The organism is Paenibacillus sp. FSL H7-0331 (assembly GCF_001956045.1).
The window spans coordinates 75,952-93,830 of sequence record NZ_MRTH01000001.1 but is presented as its reverse complement, the minus strand read 5'-3'; the positions used below and the strand labels follow the sequence as shown (position 1 = coordinate 93,830).

13 protein-coding genes are annotated in these 17,879 nt (G+C 45.5%); 11 read left to right on the top strand and 2 right to left on the bottom strand.

What is annotated here, in order from left to right; all coding sequences use genetic code 11:
• Positions 1-34: 34 nt before the first annotated feature.
• Positions 35-1,090, bottom strand: coding sequence for a response regulator transcription factor (locus BK127_RS00420; protein WP_076227412.1), 1,056 nt, complete (start codon positions 1,088-1,090; stop codon positions 35-37).
• Positions 1,078-2,892, bottom strand: a complete 1,815-nt coding sequence (locus BK127_RS00415) for a sensor histidine kinase (protein ID WP_076227409.1) — start codon at positions 2,890-2,892, stop codon at positions 1,078-1,080. The genes BK127_RS00420 and BK127_RS00415 overlap by 13 nt, the downstream gene beginning before the upstream one ends.
• A 198-nt stretch (positions 2,893-3,090) precedes the next feature.
• Between BK127_RS00415 and BK127_RS42355 the strand changes: the two genes are divergently transcribed.
• From BK127_RS42355 to carB, 11 genes are all read left to right on the top strand, one after another.
• Positions 3,091-4,044 (top strand): ABC transporter permease, encoded by a 954-nt coding sequence (locus tag BK127_RS42355; protein WP_083688952.1) that lies wholly within the window; start codon positions 3,091-3,093, stop codon positions 4,042-4,044.
• A 15-nt stretch (positions 4,045-4,059) separates the two neighbouring features.
• Entirely contained in the window at positions 4,060-4,911 is an 852-nt protein-coding gene (locus BK127_RS42350; protein WP_240413785.1) for a carbohydrate ABC transporter permease, read from the top strand.
• A gap of 32 nt (positions 4,912-4,943) precedes the next feature.
• On the top strand, positions 4,944-6,497 hold the full coding sequence (locus BK127_RS00405) for an extracellular solute-binding protein (RefSeq protein ID WP_256711127.1): 1,554 nt from the start codon (positions 4,944-4,946) through the stop codon (positions 6,495-6,497).
• Between the two features lie 83 nt (positions 6,498-6,580).
• Positions 6,581-7,558: a Gfo/Idh/MocA family protein gene (locus BK127_RS00400; RefSeq protein ID WP_076227406.1), complete on the top strand. Its 978-nt coding sequence runs from the start codon at positions 6,581-6,583 to the stop codon at positions 7,556-7,558.
• Between the two features lie 21 nt (positions 7,559-7,579).
• On the top strand, positions 7,580-8,566 hold the full coding sequence (locus tag BK127_RS00395) for a Gfo/Idh/MocA family protein (protein ID WP_076227403.1): 987 nt from the start codon (positions 7,580-7,582) through the stop codon (positions 8,564-8,566).
• Between the two features lie 44 nt (positions 8,567-8,610).
• Positions 8,611-10,218 (top strand): gamma-glutamyltransferase family protein, encoded by a 1,608-nt coding sequence (locus BK127_RS00390; RefSeq protein ID WP_076227400.1) that lies wholly within the window; start codon positions 8,611-8,613, stop codon positions 10,216-10,218.
• 323 nt (positions 10,219-10,541) lie between these two features.
• Positions 10,542-11,072 (top strand): bifunctional pyr operon transcriptional regulator/uracil phosphoribosyltransferase PyrR, encoded by a 531-nt coding sequence (gene pyrR, locus BK127_RS00385; protein ID WP_076228320.1) that lies wholly within the window; start codon positions 10,542-10,544, stop codon positions 11,070-11,072.
• On the top strand, positions 11,069-11,977 hold the full coding sequence (locus BK127_RS00380; RefSeq protein ID WP_076227397.1) for an aspartate carbamoyltransferase catalytic subunit: 909 nt from the start codon (positions 11,069-11,071) through the stop codon (positions 11,975-11,977). Before pyrR ends, BK127_RS00380 begins: the two co-directional genes overlap by 4 nt.
• A gap of 32 nt (positions 11,978-12,009) precedes the next feature.
• Positions 12,010-13,299: a dihydroorotase gene (locus tag BK127_RS00375; protein ID WP_076227394.1), complete on the top strand. Its 1,290-nt coding sequence runs from the start codon at positions 12,010-12,012 to the stop codon at positions 13,297-13,299.
• Between the two features lie 99 nt (positions 13,300-13,398).
• Positions 13,399-14,586, top strand: a complete 1,188-nt coding sequence (carA, locus tag BK127_RS00370) for a glutamine-hydrolyzing carbamoyl-phosphate synthase small subunit (RefSeq protein WP_076227392.1) — start codon at positions 13,399-13,401, stop codon at positions 14,584-14,586.
• The gene (carB, locus tag BK127_RS00365; RefSeq protein ID WP_076227389.1) at positions 14,573-17,788 is read left to right on the top strand and encodes a carbamoyl-phosphate synthase large subunit; all 3,216 of its coding nucleotides are present in this window, start codon (positions 14,573-14,575) and stop codon (positions 17,786-17,788) included. Before carA ends, carB begins: the two co-directional genes overlap by 14 nt.
• Positions 17,789-17,879 lie beyond the last annotated feature (91 nt).

Here is a 17,879-nt window from a genome sequence, read left to right as displayed (position 1 = left end):
CAAGCAATATTTAGACTGACAAATTACGACGGGATTACTCCAAACCTTGTCTGTTTCGGAACTCGCGTGGACTGATACCATAATACTTTTTGAAAGTTTTGGTGAAATGGGGATAATCCTCGTAGCCTACCGCTTCAGCAACCTCATAGGTTTTGGAGTGGGGATTGGACAGCAGGCATTTGGATTGCTCCATTCTAATCTGAATCAAATATTGTACGAAGGAGGCTCCCATAGCTTCTTTAAAAATTTGACTGACATAAGATGGCGATAATCGAACGTAATCGGCCACACTTTGTAAGGAAAGCTCCTTATCCATATAATTCTTTTCCATAAACGCAGCAGCTTGTTTAATCGTATGATAAGCGCCGTGGTTTCGTTTGGTTCGGATCACATTCATCCATTCCGTAAGCAGGGACTCCGTGAGTTTGTGGATCGTGTCACCATTTTTGGCTGAACGAAGTGCATACAGATTCGGTTGATTCAGTTCAGCACCACCATAATTTTGCAGATTTTTTAACACCCAGCTTACATATTCCACACATCGATCTTTACAGCTTGGGTACTTATGAGCACCTTCGATCCATTGAGCGTAAAATTGTGATAGTTCATGATGGATACCGATCTCGTCCATATGCCAGATACAATCGGCCATGCGTTTCGCTGCATTCGGATAGTATACGAGCCATAGATCATAGTCCATCCAGGCGTTGCGTTTATGGTCCAGAGCTGTTTTCATCTTAACTAGAGTAAATTCCAATTGTTCGGGTCGTATCGGTTTTAATAAATAATCGGCCACACCGTAACGTAAAGCTTCCTGAGCTAACTCAAATTCTCCATAGCCTGATAGAACAATAAACTGGCAATCCAGATTGGCTGTTCGGGAGTTCCTGATAAAGTCCATACCTCCCATAACTGGCATCTTAATGTCCGTCAAAATGAGATCGGGGGTTAAGGAGCATGCTTGCTCAAAAGCTGCCAGTCCGTCTTCTGCTTCACCAACCACAGTAAAGCCGATAGGACTCTCAGATATCATTTTGTACAAGCTTCTACGAATCAATTGCTCATCATCTACAATCATTACGCTGTACATAACGGATCCTCCTTCGAATACACAGCTGCTGAGATGTTCAGGGGGAAAGTCAGTGTGATTATGGTCCCACTATCGTCCGATTGTGTGATATAAAGGCCGAAATGAACACCGAATAACAGCCGTATCCTCGCATGAACATTCATCAGTCCCACATGTTGTTTTTCTTCGTCAGAAAGCTGATTTCTTTGAGAGATGCTGTCAATATCTACGGCTTTAAATGCGGAATTGTAAGCCCTCAAGATATGCGGAGGCATGCCTTTCCCATGATCAACGATTCGAATGATGTATTTGTCATGGACACGTTGTCCAAAAACTCCGATATAAGAAGGCCTCAATAAATGTTCCTCATATCCATGAATAAAGCAATTTTCAATTAAAGGCTGGAGCGTCAGACGGGCTGTGAAAACGCGATGATAGCCTTCTTCCTGCTCTAAATGGATATCTACCTGCAAATCGGAAAAACGTTCTTTCTGGATGTCCAAATAGGTACGAACATGGTCCATCTCATCCTGCAAAGGTATGACATACATAGAATCCTTCATACAGAAACGAAACATATCGGCTAAGGCGGTAGCCATCCTGCTAATGGGCTTAAAGCCTTCGAGAATGGCGTAGGAGTTGATCATCTCAAGGGTGTTGTATAGAAAATGCGGGTTAATTTGTGATTGGAGAGCACGAAGCATGGATTCTTTTTGTTTCAGCAGCAGTTCTTTTTCTCGAAGCTGTGAGGTATGAACTTCCTCAATAAGTCGGCGCAATTCCCAAACCATCTGGTTGAACCCGCTGTACAGGCTTTTCAGTTCCTTGCCGCGACGTAGTGGGGCATTAATAGCTAAATTCCCATCCTGAACTTGACGCATCAATTTCTCCAGCTTGCTTAAGGAGCCTGTTATGTACAAAGAGTAGCCGCCAATGATAAAGCTTGCGACGAGAGTCAGCATGAGTGCAGCCCATATCGTCACATTTCTGAGCTCAATTAAATCCGCATTCAGCTCCTGGATAGGCACTTCCGAGACGATAGACCAATCGGTGTAAGTCGATTTGTTAAAAATTACCATCGTATCTGTTTTGTTTTCTTTATGAATAAACGTATCATTTTCTTGCAGTCCATAAGCTTGGGTTGTAAACCAATCCGGTATTTGGGAACCAAGCTTGTCCAGATCACGGTCATAAATAATTCGGTTGTTGGAGTCGGCTATCCAAATCGACCCGGTATTTCCCAGCTGAACCTGATTCACAATATTCCAAATCTCGTTCAATCGGAGATTGATAACCAATAATCCTGAGGTCTGGTAATGAGTCGTATCTGTAAACTTGCGGGTTATGGTCAACAGTGGTGTATTGTTGATCCAGCGAATGCCCATCACATTGAAGTTGGCTCGATTGGATAACTGCATATAGGTTTCATAATTATCATCACTTAAATAGGCTCCTTGGTTGGAGACGTGAAGTCCATTTTCTGAATAAAGAGTGAAGGAAAAGATTTCTGGTCGTCCAAAAACTACTTGTTGAAACAGCTCACTCTCGATCTTGCGGGTAACGACAAAGCGGTTATAGGCCTCATTCTCGGTAATCGACATGAATTCCTTAATAAGCGGATGTGCAATTAATGGAAGCGTTGATCTTTCCAAATCAGAAAAATAAGCGTTCAACTGCCCATTCATTTGTCTAACAATTTGTTCATTAAATAACTTGGCTGAGTGCTCGATGGAATCCGTCGTTTTGTCGTACCAGATCTTGCTTAACACAAGTAAGGGTAGACAAAGAAAAACAATAAACAAAATAATTAAATTGGTTCGCAAGTCAACACCCCTTTAACGTAGTAGCTATTATTCTGTGATACTCTGATTTCGATGTCAATTCATTTATTTTTATTATGTAGGATTAACTGACATGAAAAAAGTTTGAACTTGAAAAAACACAGGTTTAGCAGGAAATGACATGTACGATTTAAATGTAACCGCTTAAAATGAGATAAAATCTAATACTGGAGGAAGGTCATGAATACACACTCGCCGCCTGTAAAGCTAACTGAAAGCCAGACACGAAACCGTTCGCGGAGCCGTTATTGGATCAAGTATTGGCAAATCTACGCCATGATCATTCCGGGCTTTATCTATTTTATTCTTTTTAAGTACATCCCCATATCGGGCAGCATCATTGCTTTTCAAGATTATAACTTGTATACAGGTATTTGGAAAAGCCCATTTGTAGGATTTAAGCATTTTGAGACCTTATTCACGTATCCCGAGTTTCTCAATATACTCACGAACACTATCCTCATCAGCATGTATCAATTGGTATTTGGCTTCCCTGCACCAGTTCTGCTAGCAATCCTGCTCAATGAAGTGAGGAAAATGTGGTTTAAACGCAGCATTCAAACGATTATGTATCTTCCTCATTTTCTATCGTGGGTTATTGTAGGGGGTCTGGTCATTAATGTCCTGTCTCCGAATTATGGCATTGTTAACGATTTGCTTAATTTTTTTGGATTTGAGCGCATCTTTTTTATGCAAAAGCCTGAATATTTCCGGTCGATTGTCGTATGGTCCGGCATCTGGAAAGAAGTTGGCTGGAACACCATTATATATTTGGCTGCACTTGCGAGTATTAATCCGGAATTGTATGAAGCTGCTGATGTGGATGGCGCAGGCAGGCTCAGAAAGATAATCAGTATCACACTCCCGGCGCTGCTGCCGACGATCATGGTACTGCTGTTGATCCGAATTGGTCATATATTGGATTTGGGCTTTGAGCAGGTATATATCCTCCTTAATCCGATAGTGACTGCCAAGGGTCAGATTCTGGATACGTATATTTATAGTATCGGGCTGCTGGGTGGGCAATACAGCTACACAACCGCGATTGGCATCTTTAAATCTGTTGTCGGTTTGATTTTGATTCTTGGCTTCAACCGGATAAGCAAGAAGCTTACCGGCCAATCCCTTTTTTAAAGGAAGGTGAGTGCAATGAACAAGAGGCTGCAGTGGTTTCCCTATATTAACGGTTTCGTGCTCATTGGTGTAGGACTTCTCATGTTAATCCCGTTTTTAAATATATTGGCGGGCTCGTTCAGCAGTGGACAGGCAATCCTCCAGGGGAAGGTAACCATATTTCCGGTCAATTTTACGCTGGATAATTACGCTTCCGTGCTGCGCAATGCGGCGATCTGGCAATCATTTGGCATTACAGTCTGGGTGACGGTGGCAGGTACGCTTGTCAGCTTGTTGTTCACCGCTATGATGGGATACGGACTATCCAAGGAGCAATTGCGGGGACGCGCCGTAATTATGATATTAATCATTATTACGATCGTTTTCCCGGCACCTCTGATTCCTACTTATCTGCTAATCAAATCACTTGGTATGCTTAATTCATTAAACGCCTTGATTATACCTGGTTTGATCAGCGCTTTTAATTTGATCATCATGATCTCCTTTTTTCGAAACATACCTGAGGGCTTAACCGAGGCCGCGACGATAGATGGCTGCAGCGAATTTAAAATTTTCAGGGTTATTGTTTTACCGCTTTCGCTGCCTTCTTTAATGACTATCGGATTGTTTTATGCCGTGGGCTACTGGAATGGGTATATGAATGCCATTATGTATTTGCGGGACCCTGATCTCTACACGCTGCAGGTGAAATTGCGCCAGCTTATAGTGGAAAGTGATGCCGGGAGTATGGTACAGGGGATGCAGCTATCGGTGGAAGGAATCAAAATGGCAACGATTATTGTAGCCACAGTACCGGTGCTGTTAATTTATCCAATGATCCAAAAGCATTTTATCAAAGGTGCCTTGCTAGGATCGGTCAAAGGGTAATTATCATAAAAAAATCGAAGGTGGGGATATCAGTGAGCAATTTCAAAATGGCAATTTGTTTCACACTTGTTACCGCTGTAGCGGTCGGCTGTAGCAGTAAACCGGAGAATGCAGCATCAGATGTCAATAAACCGGCACCATCCATTAAAGTTGCTTTAAGCTCGAAATCACTTCCTTATGTTGAAGCTTCTCCCAAAATTAATGAGGACAAGTACGTGAAGAAGTTACGCGAGCTATCCGGAACGAATGTTCAATTCGAGCTGATTCCTCACCCAGACTTTGAACAAAAGCTTGGTTTGATACTTGCTTCAGGTGAGATGTCGGATCTGTTGGAGATTAGAGGTATCAACACCCCGGTGGCTGCTCCTGCGGTTAACAACGGTGCTTTCCTTGAGTTGAATGATTTAATTGATAAGTTTGCGCCTAACCTCAAAGCCAAAATTTCCAAAGAGGTATGGAACTCTCCAACTCTCAGCAAAGAAGGCAAAATCTATGCCATCCCCAACCTTACTGAGGTTACGCACTCCCAGGCCGTCTATGTACGTAAAGATTGGCTGGACAAGCTGGGTTTGAAGGTGCCCAAAACAATTGACGAGTATATAACGGTTATGAGAGCTTTCCGGGATAACGACCTTAATGGGAATGGTAAAGCGGACGAAATTCCATTCTCAGGCCGCAAAAATTTCCGATTTGCCGAGCTTTTCTTCGGTGCTTATGATGTAAGTCCAGGTGATGATCTCAAGCAAGGAGCCTGGAAATATGTGAACAATCAGCTCGTGCCCAACTACGTGCGTCCAGAGATGAAGGAAGCGCTGGCGTTGTACAAAAAGCTTTACCAGGAAAAGCTGATCGACAATGAGATTTTTGTACAGGAAGGCAAGGATTGGGATGCGAAAATTAAAGGAGCCGCGCGTGTGGGAATGTGGATGCATGATCCCAGCTACCCGGACAAATGGCTAACTGAAGTAAGGCAAGGCGATCCAAAAGCGGAAATTCTCGTTATTCCGGCTCCGATCGGTCCGGATGGCAAGGGGGGCACCAGTATTGCATCTTCGATTGGTTCCGCGTTTGCGATCCCCAAATCAAGTAAAAATGCGGAAGCCGTTATGAAATTTTTGGATTGGTTCTATTCGGATCAAGCTGAACAATTCATGACGTATGGTTTGGAAGGCGAAGATTACACGATCAATAACGGCAAAATTGCGTATAAATATCCGACAACACCAGACGGGATCAACAAGGAAAACATGCACTTAAAATTTATTCGGATAACGGGTCCTTCCTATGTGGATAACAAAGTATTCATGAAGGGACGTAATGAAGGGGAACTCATATCGGCAGCTCTGGATGTTGCCAATGCTGAAGGACGCAAAAATGATGGGATCGATATGCCGCTTCCTCCTACGATGCAATCACATCCCGAGCTTGCCAAAAACGGGCTATGGATGGAGACAGCAGCAAAAATCATCATAGGAACAGAAAGCGTTGATTATTTTGATAAATTCGTTGAGGATTGGAAGAAGCGCGGGGGCGATCAAATTATTCAGGAAGCAACGAAGTGGTATGATAGCAACGTAAAAAAATAAAAGCTGACATCCTTCATCCTTATACAAACCCGGGAGCCTGAGATTGCGGGCTTCCGGAATCCAATCCTCAGGAGGAACCAAGAATGAGAGTTGCCGTAGTCGGTTGCGGAACGATGGGCAAAAGCCATATTGAAAATCTGGCAGCCATGCCAGGTGTGGAATTGGTCGCTATTTGCGACAATAACGAGATTGAAGTTAACAAAACGGCAGAGCATTGGCAATTAAGAGCCTACGTGTCTCTCGATGAAATGATAAACATGGAAAATCCCGATGTAGTGAGTATTTGTCTCCCCACCTACCTCCATAAGGAGTATGTGCTGAGAGTGGCTGCGTACGGTAAACATATCATTTGTGAAAAACCGATAGCCCCGTCGATAGAGGACGCAGTAGAGATGATTAATACCTGCAAGGAAAAGGGTGTCAGGCTGTTTGTCGGACATGTCGTAAGGTTCTTTCCCAACTATGCGGACATCAAAGCCAAAGTGGATGCAGGTGTCATAGGTAAAGTAGGCGTGATCCATACCAAACGGATCGGTTCGAATCCAGCGAGAGCAAGAGCCTGGTACAAAGACAGAAGTGGCGGCGTTATTATCGATCTGATGATTCATGATATCGATTTTCTTTGCAGCGTGATGGGCGAGGTGACATCGGTATATGCGCTCCAGACACAATCGGAGCAGAACGATTATGCCTTGGTTACACTTCGATTTGCTGGTGGAGCGATTGCCAATTTGGAGGCTCACTGGGGATATCCCGGACCATTCACGACGGCTGTCGAGTTTGCAGGGACTGAGGGTGTCATTCGGTTTAACAGTGAGGATGCCCTATCATTGAAGATCGTAAAGGCAGCATCGGCAGAAGACAATCAGCCGGCAGCAGTGGCCATTCCCCAAAGCCCTGCGTTTCACAATCCGTATTACTATGAACTGAAGCACTTTTTGGCATGTATTGAAAACGATACGGAATCTATAGTTACGGCTACCGACGCATTGAGAGCACTGAGAATTGCTTTAGCGGCTGCACAATCGGCACAAACCGGAATGAAAATTGATATCTATTAATATCATTGGAGGATCCAAGGGATGAACAAAATTAAGGTTGGTATCATCAGCTTTGCCCATTCTCATGCTATTGGTTACTATCATACGCTGACGGCTCGACATGATGTTATTGTGGCAGCTATCGCTGACGAAGTCAGGGAGCGTGTCGAGCCTTATATTAATAACGATACGAGCTATCATGCCGATTATCATGATTTGTTGAACCAGGATCTGGATGCTGTTGTGATTTGTTCAGAGAATGTATACCACTCCCAAATTACCAAAGAAGCCGCGATCGCGGGCAAACATGTTCTTTGCGAAAAGCCGCTCGGGATCAGCGTTGAAGAGATGCATGAAATGATACAGGTATGCAAGCAAAGTGGAGTGGAGCTGATGACGGCATTCCCTTGCCGATTCTTACCGCCCGTTGTTAAGGCAAGAGAAGCTGTCAAACGCGGCGAAATTGGCGATATCATCGCTATCAAAGGAACCAATCGAGGTTCGATGCCAGGCAGATGGTTCATTGATCCTGCCCTGTCCGGGGGTGGAGCGATACTCGATCATACCGTTCACTTGATGGACTTGTACAATTGGTTTCTGGACAGCCGGCCAACGGAAGTCTATGCCGAAATGGGCACGTTATTTCATAATATTCAGGTTGATGATTCGGGTATGGTTCATGTCAAGTATGAAAATGGCGTATTTGCTGTTATTGACACAAGCTGGTCCAGACCCAAGTCGTTCCCTACATGGGGTGACGTAGGTATGCAAATCATTGGAACCAAGGGAGTTATCACGATTGATTCCTTTGCCCAGAAAAATGATATTTACAGCAATCATGAGACCAAAGCCAAATGGAGCTACTGGGGTGATAGTATGGACCAGTATATGATTGAAAATTTTATTTTTTCTATTAAAGAGGGCAAATCGGTTCCCGTAACGGGTGAGGATGGATTGAATTCGGCTGCGGTTGCTCTTGCTGCCTATGACTCTGTTAAGCAAGGCAAGCCAGTTCCAATTCCATATTGAAATGTTTCTGTTTAGAGGATTCAATCGTAGGGAGGTTGTCGACGTTGAACTTTGATCCACTTTACTATCCGCATGCATCCAAAAGGAATATCATCTACGCAAATAAAGGAATGGTTGCCGCTTCTCAGCCAATTGCCGCTCAAGTAGGTTTGGATATGCTGAAAAAGGGCGGAAATGCCATAGACGCAGCCATAGCGGTTGCCGCTTGTCTGACAGTGGTAGAACCTACCAATAACGGATTTGGCGGTGACGCGTTCGTATTGGTTTGGCATCAAGGAGAGCTTCACGGCTTAAATGCCAGCGGCCCTTCTCCTCAGAGTATTTCCGTCGAAAAATTACGTGAATCGGGTTACGACAAAATGCCTTCTCATGGTTGGCTTCCTGTAACCGTGCCCGGAATTCCCGCAGCGTGGTCTGCTTTATCTGAAAAGTTCGGCAAGCTGCCATTTGCTGAGTTGTTCGAGCCAGCTATTCGTTATGCGGAAGAGGGGTATGCAGTCAACCCTACACTTGGATCGGATTGGGCAAAATTGTTTGCAAGGTATCGAGGGGAATTTATCGGGGAGGTGTATAAACCGTTATTTGACACGTTTGCTCCTGGCGGCTCAGTTCCCGGGATAGGCGAATTGTGGCGCTCACCAGATCATGCCAGAACCTTACAGCTTATTGCAGAGACGAAAGCTGCCAGCTTTTATACGGGAGAGCTTGCCGATCAGATCGATCAGTATTCAAGATTACATGGAGGTTATTTGCGCAAGGAGGATCTTGCTGCATTCTCTCCTGAATGGGTCAAGCCGGTTAGTATCAATTATCGAGGTTATGACATTTGGGAAATGCCCCCCAACAGCCAAGGTATCATTCCATTGATGGCTTTGAATATTTTGAAAAACTATGATCTGACAAAAATGAGTCCCGTCGACTTGTATCATACACAGTTAGAAGTTTTAAAGCTTGCTTTTGCCGATGGTGTGAATTATATCACACAGGAGAATCAAATGAGTGTGACGGTAGAGCAGTTGCTCTCTGAGGATTATGCGCGGCATAGAATGAAGCTCATTGGGCCGACGGCGATGCAGCCGGAGAAAGGGAATCCGGTGCTTGGCGATACGGTTTATTTGGCTACTGCCGATGGTGAAGGGAATATGGTTTCTTACATTCAAAGTAATTCAGCTGCGTTTGGTTCAGGAATTGTCATTCCGGGAACAGGCATCGGCATGCAAAACCGGGGAAGCCGGTTTACTTTGAATGATAACGATGCCAACCGTCTCGAACCGGGTAAAAAGTGCTACCATACGATCATTCCGGGATTTATTACGAAGGACAATCAGCCCGTCGGTCCATTCGGAGTAATGGGCGGATTTATGCAGCCGCACGGTCATGTGCAGGTAGTATGCAATACCATAGATTTTGGATTAAATCCACAGTCTGCTCTGGATGCTCCCAGATGGCAGTGGAAACAAGACAAAACGATCGAACTTGAGTATACAGTGCCGGAACATCTTGCACTTGCTTTGTCTAACAGAGGACATGATGTAAGAAGAGCGGTTGGCACCTTTACTTTGGGCCGCGGTCAGATCATCTGGAAAATGGCTAATGGCGTGTTGGTGGGCGGGACCGAACCCAGAACGGATTCGAGCATAGCATCCTGGTGAAAACTTAAAGTCTTTTATAAATGAAATATATGTTTTGTAAAGATCATTTTTTGCATCCTATTGACACATTGTGTCGAACATGGGATAATACTCGTAACTTAAAAGCACCTTTAAACTCAGTCCAGAGAGACTGGCAAGGTGAACGAATGGAAACAACGGCTATTAGGCACTAATGGGTCAGTCTCATTATGAAGTCTACTAACGTCCGTTATCTCCGTATGTCCGCAAACCTTGCCCTAACGAGCAAGGTTTTTTATTTTGTCTATCACTGGAGCAGGAGGTCGAAGACCTTGAGTCAGGAAGCAGAACGCGAGCATGTGCTCATGGACGAAACGGGGATGCGCCGTGCATTGACACGGATCGCCCACGAAATACTGGAAAAAAACAAAGGCTTTGAGAACTGTATGTTGATCGGTGTTCGTACTAGAGGTATTTACTTGGCGAATCGCATTGCTGAACATATTTTGGAAATCGAGAATGTCCCGGCACCTATCGGTGAAATCGACGTTACCAAGTACAGAGATGACCGATCTGGCAGACAGGATTCAAAAGCAAGCGAAGAGCCGCCTGCAGCCATTGATATTCATAATAAGAAGCTGATTCTGTTCGATGATGTATTGTATACAGGCAGAACGGTGAGAGCGGCAATGGATGCGCTGATGGATATGGGACGGCCGCAGATGATACAACTCGCCGTGCTGGTAGATCGTGGACATCGTGAGCTTCCGATCCGTCCTGATTACGTAGGCAAGAACATTCCGACTTCGCGATTGGAAACGATTGAAGTACTGCTTCATGAAGTCGATGGGGTCGATCAGGTAGTTATTACTCAACAGAGGAGGCAGCAGAGATGACTCAGCTTCAGGTAGCATCACATAAGCATTTGCTCGGCACACAAGGTATGAGCGCTGAAGAAATTACATCCATACTGGATCGGGCTGCATATTGGGAGCAAGCTCCCACCAAGCTGTCAAATCATTTAAATGGCAAGTTTGTTGCCAATATGTTTTTTGAAAACAGTACAAGAACCAGATTCTCCTTCGAGGTTGCCGAGAAACGACTTGGTGCGGAAGTGTTGAACTTTGCTGCTGCTGTGTCCAGTGTTCAAAAGGGCGAATCGATCTACGATACGGTCAAAACTTTGGAATCCATGGGTATTGATGCAGGCGTGATTCGTATGAAACCTAATGGACTGCTTGCTGAGATTGCACAAAAGATTAAAGTGCCTTTAATCAATGCGGGAGACGGCAACAGCGAGCATCCCACTCAGGCTTTGCTTGATCTGTATACAATGCGTAAGCATTTTGGTGAGCTGCGCGGGCTGAATGTATCGATTATAGGGGATATTTTACATAGTCGGGTTGCACGTTCGAATTTGTGGGCGCTGAAGACTCTTGGAGCCAACGTCAGCTTTTGTGCTCCGCAAGTGATGCAAGCGCCAGAGCTTGCTGCTCATGCCCCTTATGTGAGCATGGAGGAAGCGATAAAAGGCGATGTAGTGATGATGCTCAGGGTTCAATTGGAGCGTCATGAAGAGGGGTTGTTCAAGTCCCAGGAAGATTACAGAGAAGCCTACGGAATGACTGTAAAGCGCGAGGCTTCGATGGCAGCTCATGCGATCATTATGCATCCTGCGCCGATTAATCGGAATGTAGAGATTGATGACGAGTTGGTGGAATGCGGAAGATCAAGAATTTTTGAACAAATGGGAAATGGTGTACCTATAAGAATGGCAGTCATTGAGCGGGCACTGAGCTAAGCTTCATAAACTTTAATTACAGGGAGGCCATTATGGGAATTTGGATATTGAATGCACAGACGGTAGCTTCGGGTAATGAGCTTGCAAAACGTCATATATTGGTAGAAGGTCAGCTGATTGAACAGATTATCGAAGCAGGAGATACATTGCCAGATACCGCAGGGCACGAAGTAATTGACGCGGCAGGCAAGCTGGTTACAGCAGGCTTGATCGACATGCATGTGCATCTTCGTGAGCCAGGCTTTGAATATAAAGAGACGATTGCGAGTGGAACACGCTCAGCTGCTCGTGGGGGCTTTACAACGATAGCCTGCATGCCAAACACACGGCCTGTTATCGATACCGTAGAAACGGTCAAATATGTGTTGGATAAAGCTGAGAATGAAGGCATTATACGCGTGCTTCCTTATGTTTGTATTACCAAAAATGAGCTGGGGCGCGAGCTGACCGACTTCGATGCTTTGAAGGAAGCGGGAGCTATCGGATTTACAGATGATGGTGTAGGCGTACAAAACGCGCAAATGATGAAGGATGCCATGACGAAGGCTGCATCCATTGGACTGCCGATTATCGCACACTGCGAGGACGACACGTTGACAGTGGGAGCATGGGCGAGCGAAGGTGCATTTTCCCGCAAACACGGCTTAAAAGGAATCCCTAATGAATCAGAAGCGATTCATGTAGGCCGCGATGTTCTTCTGTCAGAAGCAACGGGTGCACATTACCACGTATGTCATGTCAGTACGGAGCAATCGGTTCGATTGATTCGCCATGCCAAGCAATTTGGCATTAAGGTGACAGCTGAGGTTTGTCCGCATCACCTGCTGCTGTCCGATGAAGATATCCCGGGTCTGGACGATGCCAATTGGAAAATGAATCCGCCGCTGCGTACGCCAAGAGATGTACAAGCTTGTATCGAAGGTTTGCTGGATGGAACTATCGATATTATCGTAACCGATCATGCACCTCACAGTGCTGAAGAGAAAGCGAAGGGTGTTGATTTGGCTCCTTTCGGAATTGTCGGATTCGAAACGGCATTCCCGCTGCTCTATACCAAGTTTGTTGCAACAGGACAATGGACACTGCAATTTTTGGTGGACAAAATGACCTCCTTGCCAGCACAAGTTTTCGGTTTATCACAAGGCTGGTTGGAAGCAGGTAAAGTAGCAGATATTACAATTATTGATTTGAATAAGGAACAAGCGGTCTACGCGGCGGATTTCCTATCCAAAGGACACAATACACCTTTCATAGGCTGGAGCTTGCAAGGCTGGCCGACGCATACGATGGTTGGCGGCAAGGTCGTTTGGTCAGAAGCATAAACGGAGCGATTGGCGATGAAGCCAATTCTACAATAAACAGGTTAATTACAGAGTTACCACTTAAAGAGTTGGAATCAAGTAGATAAGGAGTTGAAATCGATGCAGGCAAGATTATTGTTGGAAGACGGTACATTATTTACAGGCAAAGGCTTTGGAAGTGAGGGCGACTCGGTTGGCGAGGTCGTTTTTAATACAGGTATGACAGGTTATCAGGAGGTTCTTTCAGACCCCTCCTATTGTGGACAAATTGTAACGATGACGTACCCGTTGATAGGTAACTATGGTATGGCACGTGATGATTTCGAGTCGATTCGTCCATTTATCCATGGCTTCGTCGTACGTGAGCATGAAGTGGTTCCAAGCAACTGGAGAGCGGAATATTCACTGGACAGCTTGCTCAAAGAATACGGAATTATCGGCATCAGCGATATCGATACCCGGATGCTGACTCGCCGGATTCGCCATCATGGAGTTATGAAAGCCATGCTGACGACTTCTACGAAATCAGTTGCTGAACTGATGGAGCAATTAACAGGCAGCTCATTAATGAATGATCAGGTTTCCAGAGTTTCAACCAAAAGCGTGTTCAGCATTCCAGGACCCAAAGAACGGGTTGTGCTGGTTGACTTTGGCTCCAAAAGCGGAATTCTTCGTGATTTGGTTAAACGTGATTGCGACGTTGTCGTCGTACCTCATGATACAACAGCTGAACAAATTCGCCGTTTGGGACCGGATGGCATCCTATTGTCCAATGGCCCTGGGGATCCAAAGGATGTTCCGCATGCCGTATCCATGATCGCTGATTTGCTTGGTGAATTCCCGATTTTCGGTATTTGCTTAGGCCATCAGTTGTTCGCTCTTGCTTGCGGCGCTGACACGGACAAGCTGAAATTCGGACATCGCGGCGGTAACCATCCGGTTAAGGATCTGCAAAGCAATCGTTGTTACATCACATCGCAAAACCATGGCTATACCGTTAAAGATGAATCCGTTGCAAATACGGAGCTTGAAGTGACACATATCAATAACAATGATGGTACTATCGAAGGCTTGAAGCACACCAAGTATCCTGCTTTTTCCGTACAGTATCACCCTGAAGCGTCCCCGGGTCCTTTTGACTCCAGCTATTTGTTCGATGATTTTATCCAGCAAATACGCCAGTTCAAAGCGGATCGTCCGCAGCTCCCTAGACAAGCGCAAATTTCTGCGGCTTCCAAGCTAGGATTACAAGCAGCCGGTGCTTCCGGACCTGCAGCAAAAGGAGAACTAGACTATGCCAAAAAATAATAGCCTCAAAAAAATATTAGTGATCGGTTCCGGTCCGATTGTCATTGGACAAGCAGCTGAGTTTGACTACGCAGGAACACAAGCTTGTCAGGCATTGAAGGAAGAAGGCATGGAGGTCGTCCTGATCAACAGCAACCCAGCGACGATCATGACTGACACGAACATGGCAGACAAAGTATACATCGAGCCCATCACACTGGAGTTTGTTACGCAAATTATTCGCCAGGAACGTCCGGACGGTTTGCTTCCAACACTTGGTGGTCAAACAGGTCTGAATATGGCCGTTGCTTTGGCTCGTGCAGGTGTGCTGGAGCGTGAAAATGTCAAGCTGCTGGGAACACAATTAACAGCTATCGAAAAAGCCGAGGATCGTGACCTGTTTCGTGATCTGATGAGAGAATTAGAGCAGCCCGTTCCGGATAGTGTTATCGTAACGACTGTTGAAGAAGCTGTTGATTTTGCGAATGAAATCGGGTTTCCATTAATTGTTCGTCCTGCATATACACTGGGTGGAACAGGTGGAGGCATTTGCGCCGACATGGAAGAACTGGTGGAGACCGTAGCTTCAGGAATCCGTTACAGTCCAATTGGACAATGTCTGGTTGAGAAAAGCATCGCAGGTATGAAGGAAGTTGAATACGAGGTAATGCGTGATGCGAACGATAACTGTATCGTTGTCTGCAACATGGAAAACTTCGATCCGGTTGGCGTTCATACAGGGGACAGCATCGTTGTTGCACCGAGCCAAACATTATCTGATCGTGAATATCAAATGCTGCGTTCCGCATCGTTGAAAATTATTCGCGCACTGAATATTGAAGGTGGCTGTAACGTTCAGTTCGCACTTGATCCTTTCAGCTATCAATATTATGTAATTGAAGTAAATCCACGTGTAAGCCGTTCATCCGCTCTGGCTTCCAAAGCAACCGGCTACCCGATTGCCAAAATGGCTGCCAAAATCGCTATCGGTTACACCTTGGACGAAATTATGAACCCGGTAACGGGTCAAACTTACGCTTGCTTCGAGCCAACACTGGATTATATCGTATCGAAGATCCCACGCTGGCCGTTTGATAAATTTACATCAGCCAATCGTAAGCTGGGTACGCAAATGAAAGCTACCGGCGAGGTTATGGCTATCGGTCGTACTTTCGAGGAATCGATTCATAAAGCGATCCGTTCATTGGAAATTGGCGTTCACCGTCTGTTCCTTAAGGAAACCGACTTGCTCGATCAAGAAACGTTGGAAACGCGCTTGGTAAAACCCGATGACGAACGGATGTTCCTGATCGCAGAAGCATTCCGCCGCGGTTATACGTTACAGCAAATTCAGGATTTGACGAAAATCGACTGGTGGTTCCTGAACAAGCTGGAAGGTATGATCCTGTTCGAAAAGCAGATCGCTGAGCCTGAGCTAAGTGATGAGGTTCTGCGTGAAGCCAAACGCAAAGGCTTTACAGATCGTGCTATCGCTGAAATTCGCACAGCAGCTAACAGCGGCTTGAAATTTACGAATGAGTCCGAAATTCGTGCTTACCGCTTAAGCATTGGTCTGAAGCCCGTATACAAAATGGTAGATACGTGTGCTGCTGAATTCGAAGCCACTACGCCTTACTACTACTCTACCTATGAGACTGAAGATGAAGTCAAGGAAGCTACAAAACAAAAGGTTGTTGTATTGGGTTCCGGTCCAATCCGTATCGGACAAGGTATCGAATTCGATTACTCCACAGTGCATGCGGTATGGGCAATTCAAGCTGCTGGGTACGAAGCTGTAATCATCAATAACAATCCAGAAACCGTGTCAACCGATTTTAATACTTCCGATCGCTTGTACTTCGAGCCTTTATTCTTCGAGGATGTTATGAACGTTATTGAGCGCGAGCAGCCAATCGGCGTTATCGTTCAATTCGGCGGTCAAACTGCGATCAACCTGGCTGCACCATTATCCAAAGCAGGCGTACGCATTCTTGGTACCGATCTGGAAAACATCGATGCAGCAGAGGATCGCAAGAAATTCGAAGCGCTGCTTCGTGGATTGAATATCGCTCAGCCTCCGGGCGGTACAGTAACATCAGTTGACCAGGCAGTAGGTATGGCTGCGATCCATGGTTACCCGGTATTGGTTCGTCCATCTTATGTACTGGGTGGCCGCGCGATGGAAATCGTCTATTCCGATGATGAGCTATTGAGCTACATGGAGTATGCCGTAAAAATCAACCCTGAGCATCCGGTATTGATTGACCGTTATATGCTGGGTAAAGAAGTGGAAGTCGATGCGATCTGCGATAAGGAGACCGTCGTCATCCCTGGTATTATGGAGCATATTGAAAGAGCCGGTGTGCACTCAGGTGACTCGATTGCTGTGTACCCAACACAAACGGTTTCGGATTCCATCAAGCAGCAAATCATTGAGATTACGACGAAAATTGCCAGAGGTTTGGAAATCGTCGGTTTGCTTAATATCCAATTCGTTATTTATCAAGATCAGCCTTATGTGATTGAGGTGAATCCGCGTTCGTCCAGAACCGTGCCATTCTTAAGCAAAGTAACCCGAATTCCGATGGCGAATGTCGCGACGCGTGTTATTCTTGGCGAGAAGCTTACCGATATGGGATATGAAACGGGCCTATGGCCAGAGGATGACTTTGTATCTGTAAAAGTGCCTGTGTTCTCTTTTGCCAAGCTGCGCCGTGTAGATACGACACTTGGACCTGAGATGAAGTCGACGGGTGAGGTAATGGGGCGTGATAAGAGCTTTGCAAAAGCTTTGTACAAAGGCTTAATCGGTTCCGGTATGAAAATACCGCCGACAGGCTCTATCATCGCAACCGTAGCTGACAAAGATAAAGAAGAAGCCATTGAGATTTTAAAAGGCTTCTACAAGCTAGGTTATAAGATCGTAGCAACAGGCGGTACGGCCAAAGCTTTGGAAGAAGCGGGGGTCGTTGTAACGACTGTGAACAAGCTCAGCGAGGGTTCTCCAAACATTCTGGATTTGATCCGCAATGGAGAAGCGCATTTCGTTGTCAATACGTTAACCAAAGGTAAAACACCGGAGCGCGACGGATTCCGTATTCGCCGTGAATCGGTAGAGAATGGCATTGTTTGTATGACATCACTGGATACGGTGCGGGCGCTTTGGCATATGCTGGAGTCCATCAACTTCCAATCCGAAGCGATGCCAGCCAATCATATATAACAGCTTAAATCGATTAGCACAGCAGCCCAAGACTTCAGCGGGAAGCTGTGCTAATCCCATGATAAGGCGGCTGAGCCGCAAGGTGTCAACT